The sequence below is a fragment of the Candidatus Acidiferrales bacterium genome, from assembly GCA_035515795.1.
In the GTDB taxonomy this organism is placed as follows: Bacteria; Bacteroidota; Ignavibacteria; order Kryptoniales; family JAKASW01; genus JAKASW01.
Window position 1 is genome coordinate 1 of record DATJAY010000017.1, and the last position, 15,441, is coordinate 15,441.

At 48.0% G+C, this 15,441-nt stretch carries 15 protein-coding genes; 10 read left to right on the top strand and 5 right to left on the bottom strand.

The window, feature by feature from the left end:
- The 5 genes from VLX91_08525 to mqnC form a co-directional block, all read right to left on the bottom strand.
- A partial coding sequence (locus VLX91_08525; protein HUI30249.1) for a Plug domain-containing protein occupies positions 1 to 525 on the bottom strand: 525 nt, incomplete at its 3' end.
- A 151-nt stretch (positions 526 to 676) separates the two neighbouring features.
- Positions 677 to 1,015, bottom strand: coding sequence for a hypothetical protein (locus VLX91_08530; protein ID HUI30250.1), 339 nt, complete (start codon positions 1,013 to 1,015; stop codon positions 677 to 679).
- 212 nt (positions 1,016 to 1,227) lie between these two features.
- Positions 1,228 to 2,397: a cystathionine gamma-synthase gene (locus VLX91_08535; GenBank protein HUI30251.1), complete on the bottom strand. Its 1,170-nt coding sequence runs from the start codon at positions 2,395 to 2,397 to the stop codon at positions 1,228 to 1,230.
- Positions 2,398 to 2,410: 13 nt separating this feature from the next.
- A complete protein-coding gene (locus VLX91_08540) occupies positions 2,411 to 3,814 on the bottom strand; it encodes a cystathionine beta-synthase (GenBank protein HUI30252.1) in 1,404 nt (467 codons plus the stop codon).
- 81 nt (positions 3,815 to 3,895) lie between these two features.
- Entirely contained in the window at positions 3,896 to 4,960 is a 1,065-nt protein-coding gene (mqnC, locus tag VLX91_08545) for a cyclic dehypoxanthinyl futalosine synthase (protein HUI30253.1), read from the bottom strand.
- 217 nt (positions 4,961 to 5,177) lie between these two features.
- On the opposite strand from mqnC, the gene VLX91_08550 reads away from it, so the two are divergent.
- From VLX91_08550 to hypE, 10 genes are all read left to right on the top strand, one after another.
- Entirely contained in the window at positions 5,178 to 6,155 is a 978-nt protein-coding gene (locus tag VLX91_08550; protein HUI30254.1) for a sugar phosphate nucleotidyltransferase, read from the top strand.
- A gap of 23 nt (positions 6,156 to 6,178) precedes the next feature.
- Positions 6,179 to 7,357, top strand: coding sequence for a methionine adenosyltransferase (gene metK / locus VLX91_08555; GenBank protein ID HUI30255.1), 1,179 nt, complete (start codon positions 6,179 to 6,181; stop codon positions 7,355 to 7,357).
- Between the two features lie 38 nt (positions 7,358 to 7,395).
- On the top strand, positions 7,396 to 8,676 hold the full coding sequence (locus VLX91_08560) for an adenosylhomocysteinase (protein ID HUI30256.1): 1,281 nt from the start codon (positions 7,396 to 7,398) through the stop codon (positions 8,674 to 8,676).
- A 124-nt stretch (positions 8,677 to 8,800) separates the two neighbouring features.
- On the top strand, positions 8,801 to 9,649 hold the full coding sequence (locus VLX91_08565; protein HUI30257.1) for an RNA methyltransferase: 849 nt from the start codon (positions 8,801 to 8,803) through the stop codon (positions 9,647 to 9,649).
- 159 nt (positions 9,650 to 9,808) lie between these two features.
- Positions 9,809 to 10,090: a HypC/HybG/HupF family hydrogenase formation chaperone gene (locus tag VLX91_08570; protein HUI30258.1), complete on the top strand. Its 282-nt coding sequence runs from the start codon at positions 9,809 to 9,811 to the stop codon at positions 10,088 to 10,090.
- A gap of 1 nt (position 10,091) precedes the next feature.
- A complete protein-coding gene (gene hypA / locus VLX91_08575; GenBank protein HUI30259.1) occupies positions 10,092 to 10,448 on the top strand; it encodes a hydrogenase maturation nickel metallochaperone HypA in 357 nt (118 codons plus the stop codon).
- Positions 10,445 to 11,092, top strand: coding sequence for a hydrogenase nickel incorporation protein HypB (hypB, locus tag VLX91_08580; GenBank protein ID HUI30260.1), 648 nt, complete (start codon positions 10,445 to 10,447; stop codon positions 11,090 to 11,092). Before hypA ends, hypB begins: the two co-directional genes overlap by 4 nt.
- 14 nt (positions 11,093 to 11,106) lie before the next feature.
- Positions 11,107 to 13,455: a carbamoyltransferase HypF gene (hypF, locus tag VLX91_08585; protein ID HUI30261.1), complete on the top strand. Its 2,349-nt coding sequence runs from the start codon at positions 11,107 to 11,109 to the stop codon at positions 13,453 to 13,455.
- Positions 13,456 to 14,559, top strand: a complete 1,104-nt coding sequence (gene hypD / locus VLX91_08590) for a hydrogenase formation protein HypD (protein ID HUI30262.1) — start codon at positions 13,456 to 13,458, stop codon at positions 14,557 to 14,559.
- Between the two features lie 3 nt (positions 14,560 to 14,562).
- The coding region (gene hypE / locus VLX91_08595; GenBank protein ID HUI30263.1) for a hydrogenase expression/formation protein HypE at positions 14,563 to 15,441 on the top strand (879 nt) is incomplete at its 3' end.

Here is a 15,441-nt window from a genome sequence, read left to right on the forward strand (position 1 = left end):
ATCCTGAAAACGAACGTCTAAGGCGCCGCCAATCGCGCCCGGCGCCAGAAGTGAAGCTCCTGGACCGCGCGCGATGTCGATGCTAGCGACTCCCGAAGTTGTAAGCGCATCCACTCCATAAAAACTCGTAACTGGTGTGTATAATGGAAGACCATCCATAAGCATCGTGGTCTGATTGGCGCCAAGTCCGTTAAGTTGAATTTGTTTGAAACCGCATGAACTACATCCGGTAAGCACACAAATACCGGGTTCCCCGGTAATGGCCTGAGTGAAATCATCAGCGTTCTTTAGAAATATTATTTGTGGTGAAATTACGGTAGTGGGTTGAATGGCATTGGATAGAGCGCCTATGCGCTCTATGTTTTGCTTTCTGCCTCTCACCACAATGTTTTCATTTATTCGGGATGTCGTATCTGTTCTGGCTGACGACAGTGAATCTGATACTTGGTCATTTTGCTGGGCAAATATCTGTGGGCTTGTCACTGCCAAGAAAAGGCAACAGAGTGCCATAATAAGCGTTTTCATTCTTTCTCCTTTTATGAATACGCAAAATATAATTAAGGACGAATAAACGCTTTTATGCGTTGTATTCTCCTTTATGAATTATGTTTAGCATAATGGCACACCCTTCGCATATATTTAGTGGGGTGCCAATTTTTAGGAATATGTTAAGGAGTTATGCTTGTGGAGGTGCGCGGGTGGAAAAGCTGCGGAGCGGCTCAACAAAATGCTCAACATGATTGCCGATCCGAAGAAAGAAGAAAGTTATCTGAGGATTGAAGATTTGTCTCGCGATCGCTGGACTGGTTGTGGATTGTGCGAACTGGTGGGCAGGGCAGAAAAGATCACTTAAGTTTGAGTCAACCGAGCCAGAGTGGTAATCGAATGGAGAGAAAATGAGTTTGCCCTCCAACGGAATGAAGTCCCTGTGAGCGAGCGGGAAAGTAACGGTTATGAAGGCATACAGAACCAGTATGCTCCGCGCCGCAGCTTTTCGCTTGTCGTACGATACCATGGTTTAAAATCTATCTGTATTCATGTCACAATTCAAGTCGAAAAAGGGAGGGAATTGGTTCCCGGAGAAATTCTTTGATACAAATGAAAGTGTAATTTTAAAGTGAGACCCATTTAACAATGTTCCTCACGTTCGTGTTTGTGTTCTTCTCCCCCTTTGACAAGGGGGAAAAACACAATCGATTCCACAATGATCTTCACTTTACATAAATATCATCGGATTTTGTCTAGTGCCTGTTTCAAATCATCTATTAGATCATCGGAATCTTCGACGCCGACGGAGAGACGTATTAAAGTATCCTCGAGCCCGGATTTGATTCTTACCTCGCGAGGCAGCGATGCGTGCGTCATGGACGCAGGATGCTCTATAAGTGACTCAACCCCGCCAAGACTTTCCGCCAGGGTAAAAATCCTTGTCAGCGTGGTCAACTTTTTCGCAGTATTAATGTTGTCACTCTTCAGTGTGAATGAAACCATTCCGCCGAAATCACGCATCTGCCGTTTCGCGATTTCATGGTTTGGATGGGCTTTGAAGCCCGGGAAGTTTACCTTTTTCACTTTCGGGTGATTCGCGAGAAACTCTGCGATCTTTCTTGCATTCTCGCAATGCCGTTCCATCCTTAAGTGGAGGGTTTTCGTTCCGCGCAATGCCAAGAAGCAATCGAATGGTCCAGGCACGGCTCCGCTTGATTTCTGTATGAAAGATATCTTTTCCGCTATGATGTCGTCGTTTGTAATCGCAGCGCCCAGGATAACGTCGGAATGCCCGCCGATATATTTTGTTGCGCTATGTACCACGATGTCTGCACCTAGTGACAGCGGTTTTTGAAGAAAAGGAGTTGCGAAAGTGTTGTCTACGACAGAAAATGCTTTGACCTTTTTTGCAATCGTCGCGACCTTCTGGATGTCAACGATCCTGAGAAGAGGATTGGTGGGCGTTTCTATCCATACCATTTTCGTATTTGGCTTCAATGCTTTCTTCACATTCTTAGAGTCGCTCATATCAATGAAGTCGAACTTCAATCCGAACTGCTCGAAAACCTTGACGAAAATTCGGTATGTGCCTCCGTAAAGATCGTTTCCCGCAACAACATGATCGCCGGACTTCAGGAGCTTTACAACGGCATCGATGGCTCCCATGCCGGAGGAGAATGCGGCGCAGAATTTCCCGTCCTCGAGGGCGGCGAGATTTTTTTCCAGTGCGGTCCGGGTTGGGTTACCTGCGCGCGAGTAGTCGTAGCCTTTGTGAACTGCCGGCTCAGATTGTACAAACGTGGACGTCTGGTAGATCGGCGTCATGATCGCACCTGTTGCCGTGTCGGCTTCCTGACCTCCATGAATTGCGGTTGTACCGAATCCCCATGAATTTTTCCGTAACTTCATTACTCCTCACATTTCATTCTTCTGTGTCGGTCGAGTTTTCAGTAAGTGCGTATATGAGATCCGACTTTGTAATAATGTCGAGCGAATTGTCTTCATGCTTGACGACCACCGCTGCTGTCTCCTTATCGAGCATCTTGTAGATCTTTTCTATGGAAACTCTCTCCTCAACGACAGGGAATGGCTTGTCCAGGAATTCCTTCACTTTGTGTTCCCGCAAAGCCGGATTAGAGACGAGAATCGACAGCACCTTATTTTCCGTAAGACTTCCGATTATCCTTCCATCTTCAATCACGGGGAGCTGCGAAATGTTGTTCTGTTCCATCAAGTTCGTCGCTTGCACCAGCGTCGCCTCCACGCCTACGCTGATCAACGGCCGCTTTCCTTTTCTCCCGTAGGTGACATCGCTGGCAGTCAGTTTGAACCTGGGTTCCAGGTATTGGTTGTCTTTCATCCAGGTGTCGTTGTACAGTTTAGACAAATATCTTGTACCATGATCCGGGATAATCACGACGATCATGTCTTTTTCGGTAAGCCCGGCGGCAATTTTCAAAGCCACGTGAATTGCAGATCCCGATGATCCGCCGGCAAACACGCCCTCTCTTTTTGCAAGCTGCCTGGCCGTCAAGAACGACTCTTTATCGGAAACCGTTATGACGTCGTCGATGTTCTTGAAGTCCATTATCTTTGGCATGGAATCCTGTCCGATTCCTTCTACTTTGTAGGGATGACTATCGGGAAGCTTTGCCGTCCTGTCCCAGAGGTGTCGATTTCGAAAGTATTCGGCGTAGATGCTTCCTTCAGGGTCAACTCCGATGACTTTGATGTCCGGATTTTTTTCTTTCAGATATTTTGCTGCTCCTACAATTGTTCCGCCGGTTCCGATGCCGCAAATGAAGTGTGTGATCCTGCCTTCAGATTGGTTCCAGATTTCCGGACCGGTTGTCTCATAGTGTGCCTGCGGATTGCTCGGGTTATCATATTGGTTCGGGAAAAACGAATTTGGGATTTCACGGTTCAACCGGTACGCTATGGAATGGTAACTCCGCGGATCATCGGGTTCGACGGCAGTAGGTGTGACGATGACTTCGGCGCCGAAGGCACGGAGCAAATCAATTTTTTCCTGGCTCATCTTGTCCGGCATGGTGAAGATGCACCTGTATCCTTTCATCGATGCCGCCAGCGCCAATCCCATTCCGGTGTTTCCCGAAGTACCCTCGATAATGGTTCCACCGGGTTTCAAGAGTCCGCGGCGCTCTGCGTCTTCGATCATCATCATGCCGATCCGATCTTTGACTGACCCCCCAGGGTTGAGATATTCGAGCTTTGCCAGCAGAATGGGTTTGATTCCCGCGGCGATCCGTGTCAGCCTGAGCATCGGTGTGTTGCCTATGATTTCAACGATTGAGTTGTACCACATTTCTGTACTCTAAGAGGTGATGGAATGTTAAAAGAAATTATGACTTTGAAGCAAAAAGTCCCGGCGTCTTGCTTCCGATCTCTATACGAAACGCTGCACCGGATCGAAGCCGGCGTTCTTTATCGCGCGCGTAATATGATTTAAGCTGAAACCTGAGAAATGCTTTGTGCCCGCCGCGCTCACTACGTTTTCTTCTATCATTAAGCTGCCAAAATCATCGGCGCCAAATCGCAATCCAATCTGTGCAATTTTCAATCCTTGTGTAACCCAGCTCACCTGAATTGAATCGATATTGTCTAACATGAGCCGCGAGATCGCGAGCGTCTTTAAATAATCGAATGCAGAAGATTTTTCGCGAAGGTTATCATGGTTCTCCGCCAGCTCCGTGTTCCTCGGCTGGAAAGTCCAGGGGATGAACGCCGTAAAACCGTTCGTCACGTCCTGCAGCTCGCGTACCACGATCATGTGTTGAAGCCGGTCCTCGTAATTCTCGACGTGGCCGAACATCATGGTTGCAGTCGATTTAAGTCCTAACTTGTGAGCCTCGTACATCACGCCGAGCCATTCATCCGAGGTACATTTCTTGGGTGCAATTTTGTCGCGCACGGTATCCACCAGAATTTCCGCCCCGCCTCCGGGAATCGAATCGAGTCCGGCGGCCACCAGTCGCTTAATAACCTCGCGCGTCTTCAACCCGCTCTGATCCGCTATGAAGACAATTTCTTCGGGAGACAGGGCATGAAGGCAAATGTCATAATTGGATTTTATGAATCGAAATGTATCCTCGTAATAATCCAGACCCAGTTCAGGATTCAAGCCGCCCTGCAAGAGTATTCTCGTCCCGCCGAGGTCCATGGTCTCCTGAATTTTGTTTCCGAGCTCCTCATATGTCAGCCTGTAGCTCTTTTTTTCGTCGCCGACTTTTGCGTAAAACGCACAGAAAGTGCATTCGGTAACGCAGACGTTCGTGTAATTAATGTTCCTATCGATGATATATGTGATAACCGGCTTGGGATGTTTTTTCCATCTGACATTATCGGCCAGCATTCCGATTGTAAGCAGGTCGTTGGAATTGAATAAATCCATTCCCTCTTCAAATGTCAGGCGTTCTCCTTCACGGACCTTCTTAAAAATCTGTTCCAACATGGACCTATTTCCTCATCAAAATGGCGAAAAGCGGTTAAAGAAACAACGACAAGAGAAATGTGAGCACATGAAGACTAACAATACAGATTGGGAAAAAGGTTTCAAAATTTCTTCCGGCCGCGCCAATCCCGGAAGACCTCCCTATTCTAACGGTGTCTTTGGAAGTTCCGCCTCCGACTGTTAAATTTCCACGCAAATAATCGTTGAACAAAGATAAATGAGAGCATTAATACCGGTCGCTGGCGTGGGAACCCGTCTGCGTCCTCATACATACTCGCTGCCAAAAGTCTTATTGAACGTTGGGGGCAAACCGATCGTCGGGCATATCGTCGATAAACTCTGCGATATCGGGATAAAAGAGATATCCGTCGTGGTAGGATACATGGGCGACATGGTGCAGGAGTATCTTACGAAAAATTTCAAGGCGAACTTCAAATTCTTCTTTCAGGAAGAACGGCTCGGACTTGGACATGCAGCGCACGTTGCACTGTCCGGAGATTCCAGCGATGAACCGCTCCTGATTATCCTGGGAGATACTGTTTTTGATGTCGACCTGAAGCCGCTCCTGCAAAGCGAGTATTCGAGCATCGGCGTGAAAAAAGTCGACGATCCGAGACGGTTTGGTGTGGTGGAAACGGCCGACGGATCGGTCAGGAAGCTGATCGAGAAGCCGGACCGGCCGACCTCAAATCTTGCAGTCGTCGGGTTGTATTTTATAAAGTCGCCGCGGAAGCTTACTGATGCGCTCGACGAGGTCATCGGAAAAAATATAAAAACGAAAGGCGAGTACCAGCTTACCGATGCTTTGCAGATCATGCTGGATCGCGGTGAGCGAATAACTTTCTTCGAGATCGATGGATGGTATGATTGCGGGAAGCCTGAGACCTTGCTTGAAACCAACAGACATTTATTAAAGAAGACCAAGCATTTCAAAAGGCGCGATGACGTAGTGATTATTCCGCCTGTTTACATCGCAGACTCGGCTAAGATTGAAAACTCGGTGATCGGTCCTAACGCCACAATAGATCTGGGAGTGACAATAAAAGACTCGCTGATTCGTGATTCCATAATAGGAGCCGGCGCTTCGATACAAAACTCGCTTCTCGAAGGGTCGATTGTCGGGCAGAACGCGCAGCTTAAAGGGAGTTTCAAACGCGTTAATGCCGGCGATTCGACTGAAATTGATTTCCTATAAAAAAATTTTGGAGAAATAAGATAATGTATAGACTATTTACTTCAGAGTCTGTCACCGAAGGACACCCTGACAAAGTTTGTGACCAGATATCCGATGCCGTACTCGATGCGCACTTAGCTATCGAACCGAATTCCAGAGTTGCTTGCGAAACTTACGTCACCACCGGGCTGGTGGTAATCGGCGGAGAAGTGACCACCAGCGAAATGGCCAGATCAAAGATCGATCCTGCGTCGATCGCCCGCAGGGTGATCTGCAAGATCGGCTATAATGACAGCAAACTCAAATTCGATTCGGAGTCGTGCGGAATAATAAATGTAATGCACTCGCAGTCTGCCGACATCAGCAGGGGCGTTGTCACGGGCGGTGCAGGCGATCAGGGAATGATGTTCGGCTATGCTTGTGATCAAACCGAAGAATATATGCCCCTGCCAATCGCGCTGGCTCACAGGTTGACCCGTCGTCTTGCAGAAGTGAGACGAATGCCGAAATCGCCTATGCCATATTTGCGCCCGGATGGAAAAAGTCAGGTGACCGTTGCATACCATGACAACGGGAAAATAACGGTCGAGACGGTTGTCGTCTCGACACAGCATGATCCCGAGCCTGACGGCACGAGTGAAAAAAGATGGCAGGACAAGATCGATGACGACGTCAAGAAGCATATCATCAGGGCGGTAATACCGGAAAAATTCCTGACGAAGGAGACTAAATATTATATCAATCCAACGGGAAGATTCGAGATTGGCGGACCGCATGGTGACACGGGACTTACCGGGAGAAAAATAATCGTGGATACTTACGGCGGGTACGCTCCGCACGGGGGCGGCGCTTTTTCAGGAAAGGATCCGTCAAAGGTTGACAGGAGTGCAGCTTACGCCGCGAGGTATTTGGCAAAGAATATCGTCGGCGCCGGGCTTGCAGGAGAGTGCATGATTCAGTTTGCCTACGCCATCGGAGTTGCCGAGCCGGTTTCCGTTTTGGTCGATACGAAGGGCACGGGGAAAAATATTCCGGATGATGAATTAGCAAAAGTCATTAGGAGAGTCATGGATTTGACCCCGGGTGGAATCACAAAGCATCTCAACTTGCGCCGGCCGATTTTTGAAAAGACTGCAGCCTATGGACATTTCGGAAGAGATGACAAGGATTTCACATGGGAAAAATTGGACCTTGTGAAAGCCCTGCAGAAAGAAGTAAAGTAAGATTTTGAAGAACAAGAAGACATTGGAGAATTTTATCGATGGATGAAGTGAAGGAGCTTTACAGAGTAAAAGATATTAAACTTGCAGATGAAGGCAGGAAAAGAATCGCCTGGGCCGAATCAAGAATGCCCGTCCTGATGGCACTGAAAGAGAAGTACACCGCGGCAAAGCCCTTCAAGGGATATAAGATTGCCGGATGCCTTCATGTCACGAAGGAAACTGCGGTGCTCGTCAAGACATTCGTAGCTTGCGGTGCGCAGGTAAGCTGGAGCGGCTGCAATCCTCTTTCCACCCAGGATTCCGTCGCAGCAGCACTTGCATCGGAAGATATTTCCATTTTTGCGTGGCACGGGATGTCGGTAAAAGAATTTTATTGGGCGATCGACGAAACGATAAAGATGAAACCTAATCTGACACTCGACGATGGCGCGGATTTGATCTTCACTTTGCACAACAAGTATTCGGATCTCGCCGAGACCGTGGTGATCGGAGGAACGGAAGAAACGACAACCGGTGTGCACAGACTGCGTGCCATGGCGGCCGATGGGGCACTGAAGTATCCTGTCGTCGCTGTCAACGATGCCGAGACAAAATGGGATTTTGACAATGTATACGGCACGGGTCAATCGACGCTCGACGGTATCCTGCGAGCAACTAGCATTTTGCTTGCCGGGAAAAATATAGTGGTCGCCGGTTACGGCCATTGCGGGAAAGGCGTTGCAACGCGCGCGAAGGGACTCGGCGCAAATGTGATTGTCACAGAAGTGAAGCCTACCGCTGCACTGAAGGCCACGTTGGAAGGTTTCAGAGTTATGCCGATGGATGAAGCTGCAAAGATCGGAGATATATTTATCACTGCGACCGGCGTTAAAGATGTCGTGGTCGACCGCCATTTCGAAAAGATGAAAGATGGCGCTGTCGTCTGCAACACCGGTCATTACGACTGCGAGCTTAACCTGAATCATCTAAAAGGCATCACTAAGAAGATTCAGGAGATTCGCCCGAACAACGAAGAACACATGACCAAGGATGGAAGAAGAATTTACGTACTGGCCCAGGGCAGACTGGTGAACCTCGCGGCCGCCGAAGGCCATCCGTCAGAAGTCATGGATATGTCTTTTGCGAACCAATTTATGTCCCAGCTCAGGCTTGTCGAGCTTCATAAGAAAGGGAAGAGACTTGAAAATAAGGTCCATGACATCCCGCCGGAACAGGATCAGGAAATTGCATTGGTGAAATTGAAGACAATGGGAATAAAGATCGACAAGCTCACCCCTGAGCAGGTGAAGTATCAAACAGATTACAGTTCAGGAACTTAACGCAAGATTGGCGTGGAAGGTGTCAAGAAGGCTGTTTGGGAAATTACTGAACAGCCTTTTGCATTTATGCAGTGTATGGTAAACTCGCTGCTGCGGTATCCGATGCCGCGGATTATTTGATCTTATGCGGGTAACGAAGATAGATTTCCTGGATCTGCCGGAGCTTGAACCCTACCGGACAATGCGCCGCACTTTAGAACACCGTGCGATAGGAATATTCGTGGCCGAAGGCGAGAAGGTCGTTTGTCGTCTCATCGAGAGTGATCTGGAACTCGTTTCGATTTTGCTAACGCAAGAGTGGCTCGATCAGTATCGGGATATTCTTTCAAGTCGTCTTGCCGAGGAAGGTGTTTTTGTTGCGGAGAAAGTTCAGCTTGAACAAATTGTCGGGTACGGATTACATCAGGGAATCATGGCGATAGGAAGGGTCCCGCGATCATTGAATATTTTTGAGTTTTTAGAAAAATGTCCGAAACCTAGATTGTTTGTTGCTGTCGACGGAATAGCAAACTCTGAAAACATGGGAGTGATTGTCAGGAACTGTGCTGCGTTCGGCGTACAAGCTTTGGTTGTGGGTGAAACTTCCTGTGACCCGTATCTTAGACGCTCGGTCAGAAATTCTATGGGGACGATTTTCAACCTGCCCATTGTCAACGTCGACAGGTTGTCAGAAACAATGAAGAAATTATCTGAAGGGGTTCGCTCGGAACATGAAAAATCTTCAATCCGGATAATTGCGGCCGACCCGAAACATGATTCCAGTGAAATCTCAGGAGTCGATTTGACAGAGGATATTTGTTTGGTTTTCGGCAGCGAAGGTGAAGGAATTTCGGGAGAGGTTTTGGAGAATTGCAGCGTTCGAATGAAGATTCCGATGCACCATGATGTAGACTCCATCAACGTGGGAAGCTCTGTAGGCGTTATTCTTTATGAAGCTGTTCGTCAAAGAGGAAAACCAAAGCCCCGGATCTAGTCCGGCTTAGGATAGCGATATTGAGGCAGACTGCCTCTCGCGTAGTTCAAATATAGTTTAAAATCAATCTATTTCGGGTGTTTTGTTGGCACAACCATTGTGAGTTATAGGTGTGCTTGAAAAGCTTTTAGACTAATCTCAGACAGTTGGAGAAATAAAATGTGTCTTGGTGTGCCTGGAAAAATCACGAAGATCGTCGATAACGAAACCGGATTGAAGATGGGAACGGTGAACTTCGGCGGTGTGTCAAAGGAAGTATGTCTTGCTTATGTGCTCGAAGCAAAAGTCGGCGACTATGTGGTCGTTCATGTCGGATTTGCGATCAGCATCGTGGATGAGATGGAGGCGAAACAGGTTTTTGATTATCTAGATCAAATTGATGAGCTATCCGACCGGATGCCATCGGAAAAAGATCTTGGCGAGCAAGAGCAGGCGCGATAAAATGCACGAACTCTCGATAGCCGGAAATATTTTGGAAATAGTGAATGAAAATACCGATGGAGGTTCTGAGGTTAAAAGTATAAAAGTGAAGATAGGCAGGCTTGCTGGTGTCATACCCGATTCTCTTGAGTTTTGTTTCAGTGCCATCACGAAGGACACGCCTCTTGAAAAAGCAAAACTAGAAATTGAAAACGTTGAAGTAGTTGTACACTGTAATAGTTGTGGAGCTGCTTTTGCAGTTGAGGATTTTTTCTTCCAGTGCCAGAATTGCGGAAGTCCCGATGTGAAAGTTATTTCGGGAAATGAATTGCAGGTCGTCGAAGTCGAAATAAATGATGGAGCTGATAAGCCAACGTGAGCATCATAACCATAGAAAAAAAAGTGCTGCAAAAAAACGACGAAGTGGCACAGCAAAACAGACTGGTATTTGATAAATACGGCATCTATGCAATAAATCTAGTGAGTTCACCTGGCGCGGGCAAAACGAGCTTACTGGAGAAAACGCTGGAGTATCTCAAGGGCAAAATCGGAATTGCCGTGATCGAGGGCGATGTTCAGACCGATCTCGATGCGCGGCGCGTCTCGAAGCTCGGCGTGCCTGTTGTCCAGATCGTGACAAACGGCGGATGTCATCTTGAAGCGAAACTTGTTCAGGATGCCATTGTAAATATTCATATGGAAAACGTAAAACTTCTGGTAATTGAAAATGTGGGCAACCTGGTTTGCCCGGCTGGCTACGACCTTGGCGAAGCAGTGAAAGTGGTTGTTGCGAGTACCCCTGAGGGGGACGACAAGCCGTTAAAGTACCCTGCTATGTTTCGTAATGCTTCGGTTTTGATCATTAACAAAATAGATCTTGTGCCTTATCTCAATTGCGACCTCGTACAACTTAAGAAAAACGCACTTCAGATAAACCCGAACTTGAAAGTATTTGAAACCTCCTGTACCACCAACGCGGGAATCCCTGACTGGTCTGAGTGGCTTTTGAGTAAAGCGATTTGAAAACTCGTCTTCACATGGTTTTACACGGTGCGGTACAGGGTGTCGGCTTTAGACCTTTTGTCTATCGGCTCGCTGCGGAAATGGGACTCAACGGATGGGTGCTCAATTCGTCGCAGGGAGTGTTCATAGAGGTTGAAGGCGAAAAAAATCTTCTTGATCAATTTGTAATCCGACTCGAAAAAGAAAAGCCTCCGCGAGCTTATGTCCAGGGCATTGAGACTTCCTTTCTTGACCCCGTCGGTTACGAGAGCTTTGAAATAAAAGAAAGCAACTCTGACGGTGAGAAAAGTGTGCTGGTACTCCCCGATATTGCAACATGCCCGGATTGTGTGAGAGAAATTTTTGAACCGGGCAACCGCAGGTATCTTTACCCTTTTACAAATTGCACGAACTGTGGGCCAAGATTCAGCATCATAAAATCTCTGCCTTACGACAGACCTAACACGACGATGCAAAAATTTGAGATGTGCGAAGAGTGCAGAGAAGAATATGAGAATCCGGGAAACAGGAGATTTCATGCACAACCGAACGCATGTCCGAAATGCGGACCGCACATCGAACTGTGGGACAGAAACGGCGGAGTTTTAGCAGCGCACCATGATGCACTTCTTCAGGCTTCTGAGGCAATAAAAGTTGGAAAGATAGTTGCACTGAAAGGAATCGGTGGCTTTCAGCTCCTTGTGGATGCACGAAACGACGAAGGAGTGAAACTCCTGCGCGTCAGAAAGCATCGTGAAGAGAAACCATTTGCGCTGATGTATCCTTCATTGGGGCGTCTGAAGCAAGAATGTGAAATCTCGGAAATCGAAGAGAGGCTTCTCCTTTCACCTGAAGCGCCGATCGTATTGTTGAAAAGGATGAAGCAGGAAATGCCGCAGATAGCACCGTCGGTTGCTCCCCGCAATCCGTATCTGGGCGCAATGCTCCCTTACTCTCCGCTCCATCATATCCTGCGGCGGCAACTCGATTTTCCTTTGGTTGCAACGAGCGGAAACATCTCGGATGAGCCGATTTGCACTGATGAATCTGAAGCGATCGAGAAGCTTAAGAACATAGCCGATTTCTTCCTTGTGCATGATCGACCTGTTGAGCGGCACGTCGATGACTCTGTCGTGAGGGTGATGGCCGGTCGCGTCCAGATTGTCCGCCGTGCAAGAGGATACGCGCCGTTCCCGATTGAAAATGAGAATGAATGCCGTAAAGTAGTGCTTGCGGTAGGCGGACATTTGAAAAATACCGTGGCGATGAATTCCGGGAACAACATATTTCTAAGCCAGCACATCGGGGATTTATCCACTCAGGAAGCGTTGCGTGCTTTTGAGAAGGTAACGGGGGATTTCCAGAAACTGTATGAGATTTCTCCGAAACTGATTGCACATGATATGCACCCCGATTACTCGTCGACTCACTTTGCCGAGAAGGCGCGTGGCGAGAAGCTGAGAGTTCAGCATCATTTTGCTCATGTTGCGTCCTGCATGGCTGAGAATAAACTGGAAGGAGATGTTCTGGGCGTCTCCTGGGATGGAACGGGATATGGAGAAGATGGCACGGTCTGGGGCGGTGAATTTCTTTTGACCGATGGGGCGTTCTATGAACGAATCGCGACCTTGAGATCATTTCGGTTGCCGGGCAGCTCGGCTTCAATAAAAGAACCTCGGCGCACTGCTATAGGACTCCTCTATGAGATTTTTGGCGACGAGTTGTTTCTGATGAAAGACCTGGAACCGATCAAGGCATTCGATGAAGGATCACTTGCAATCTTAAGACAAATGCTCGCGAAAAAACTGAACTCGCCGGTTACGACCAGCGCCGGACGGCTCTTTGATTCAGTATCTTCAATAGTCGGCTTGCGCCAGGTTGTCAATTTTGAAGGTCAGGGCGCGATGGAATTGGAATTTGCACTGGACGGAGTCTGTTCCGAAGAAACGTACCATTTTGAACTTGCAGGAAGCAGAAGACAGGACTCGGTGGTTAAGAAATACTACGACCCGGATTTCGTAATTGATTGGGAGCCCATGATAAGGGAAATCATCTTCGATGAGTCGAGGACAATCCCTTTCGGATTAATCTCTGCAAAATTCCACAATACCCTGGTTGAAATGATTGTCGCGGTCGCCGAGCAGGCAGGCAGGGAAAAGGTTGTGCTGAGCGGCGGGTGTTTTCAGAATAAATATTTGACCGAAAGAGCGGTCGCGAGGTTGTCTGAAAAGGGATTCAAGCCGTACTGGCATCAGAGAGTGCCGCCAAATGATGGAGGAATTTCGCTCGGGCAAATATTTGTTGCATTAAATAGGAGCAAGAGACAGGGAACACGGAGTCAGAATCAAGAAATCAGAAGTGAGGAGCTGACGGCTGAAAATTAAATGAAGTATCTTGATGAATACAGGAACGCTGACGCCGCGAAGAAGTACGCTGAAATGATCCATAAAGTCACGAAGCACAAGTGGACCATGATGGAAATTTGCGGCGGTCAGACACATGCGATCGTGAAATTTGGGATAGACCACCTGCTCCCGCAGGAAATCACGCTTGTTCATGGCCCGGGATGTCCAGTTTGTGTCACTCCGCTCGAGATAATCGACAAAGCTATCGCGATTGCGGGAATGCGCGATATTATCTTCACTTCATTTGGTGATATGCTTCGCGTGCCCGGTTCGAAAAAAGATCTGCTGACCGTAAAATCCGAAGGCGGTGATGTCAGGATAGTCTATTCGCCGCTTGACGCTGTGAAGTTAGCCCGACAAAATCCGAGTAAAAAGATTGTTTTCTTTGCCGTCGGGTTTGAAACGACAGCTCCGGCAAATGCCATGGCCGTCCGGGAGGCAAGCAATACGGGAGCAAAGAATTTTTCAATCCTCTCCTCGCATGTCCTTGTTCCTCCGGCCATAGAAGCCATACTGTCATCGTCGTCCAATCTTGTTCAGGCATTTCTTGCAGCGGGTCACGTGTGCACGGTTATGGGATATGAGGATTATTTGCCGATATCGAAACAATATAAAACCCCGATTGTCGTCACAGGATTCGAGCCCGTTGATATTCTACAAGGAATTTACATGGCAGTTAAACAACTTGAAGAGGGAAGAGCTGAGGTTGAGAATCAATATGCCCGCGCGGTTAGGAAGGAAGGAAATATTCCGGCGAAGAAAATGTTGTCCGAAGTCTTTGAGGTGATAGACAGAAAGTGGCGTGGTATCGGGACGATTCCGCGAAGCGGATGGGGGTTGAAACCCGAATTTGCCGACTACGATGCGGAGAAAATATTTGACGTGGATGAAATAGAAACTAAAGAATCGTCGGCCTGTATTGCCGGTCAAATCATGCAAGGACTGAAGAAACCTAATGAATGTCCTGCCTTCGGAGCGGAATGTAAACCGGAGCGTCCGTTGGGTGCACCCATGGTTTCGTCCGAAGGTTCGTGCGCGGCATATTTTCATTATGGAAGGTTTAGAGAGGCGGAAAGGAATTGAGCAGTGACAAACAAACCTCCGATTGATCTGAGCGGCGGCTTTGCCTGCCCCATTCCGAAATCCGAGTACGAGAATATCCTCCTGGCACACGGCAGCGGTGGAAAACTCACGCATCAACTCATCGAGAAAATGTTCCTCCCTCAGTTCAAAAATAAGCTGCTTGAGCCGCTCCATGACGGTGCGGTATTTACAGTCGGGAAACAAAAGTTTGCTTTCACGACCGACTCTTACGTCGTGCATCCAATTTTTTTCCCGGGCGGAAATATCGGTGAGCTTGCAGTGAACGGAACCGTAAACGACCTTGCGATGTGTGGAGCCAACCCGGTTTACCTTTCTGCCGGCTTCATAATCGAAGAAGGATTGCCCGTGGATGATCTTTGGAAAATTGTTCTGTCAATGCAGGAGGCCGTGAAGCGTGCAGGAATTATGCTTGTCACCGGAGATACGAAGGTGGTTGACCGGGGAAAGGGCGACAAGATTTTCATAAATACCTCCGGTATCGGGATTATTGAAAATGGAGTTGAGATTAGCCCGAAGAAGATAAAAGTTGGCGACAAGATAATTGTCAGCGGTGAAATTGCCCTGCACGGCATCGCGATCATGTCGGTGCGTGAAGGGATCGAGTTTGAAACGGAAATCAAAAGCGACACCGCACCGCTGAATAAACTCGTGCAGAAAATGTTAGACGCCGGCAACATCCATGTCCTTCGTGATCCGACTCGCGGCGGTGTTGCAACGACGCTGAATGAGCTTGCTGAACAGTCGAAGCTTGGTATTCTGATAGAGGAAGAAAGCATACCAGTCCCCGATGACGTGCGCGGTGCTTGCGAAATCCTCGGACTAGATCCGTTGTACATTGCAAACGAAGGAAAACTTCTTGCA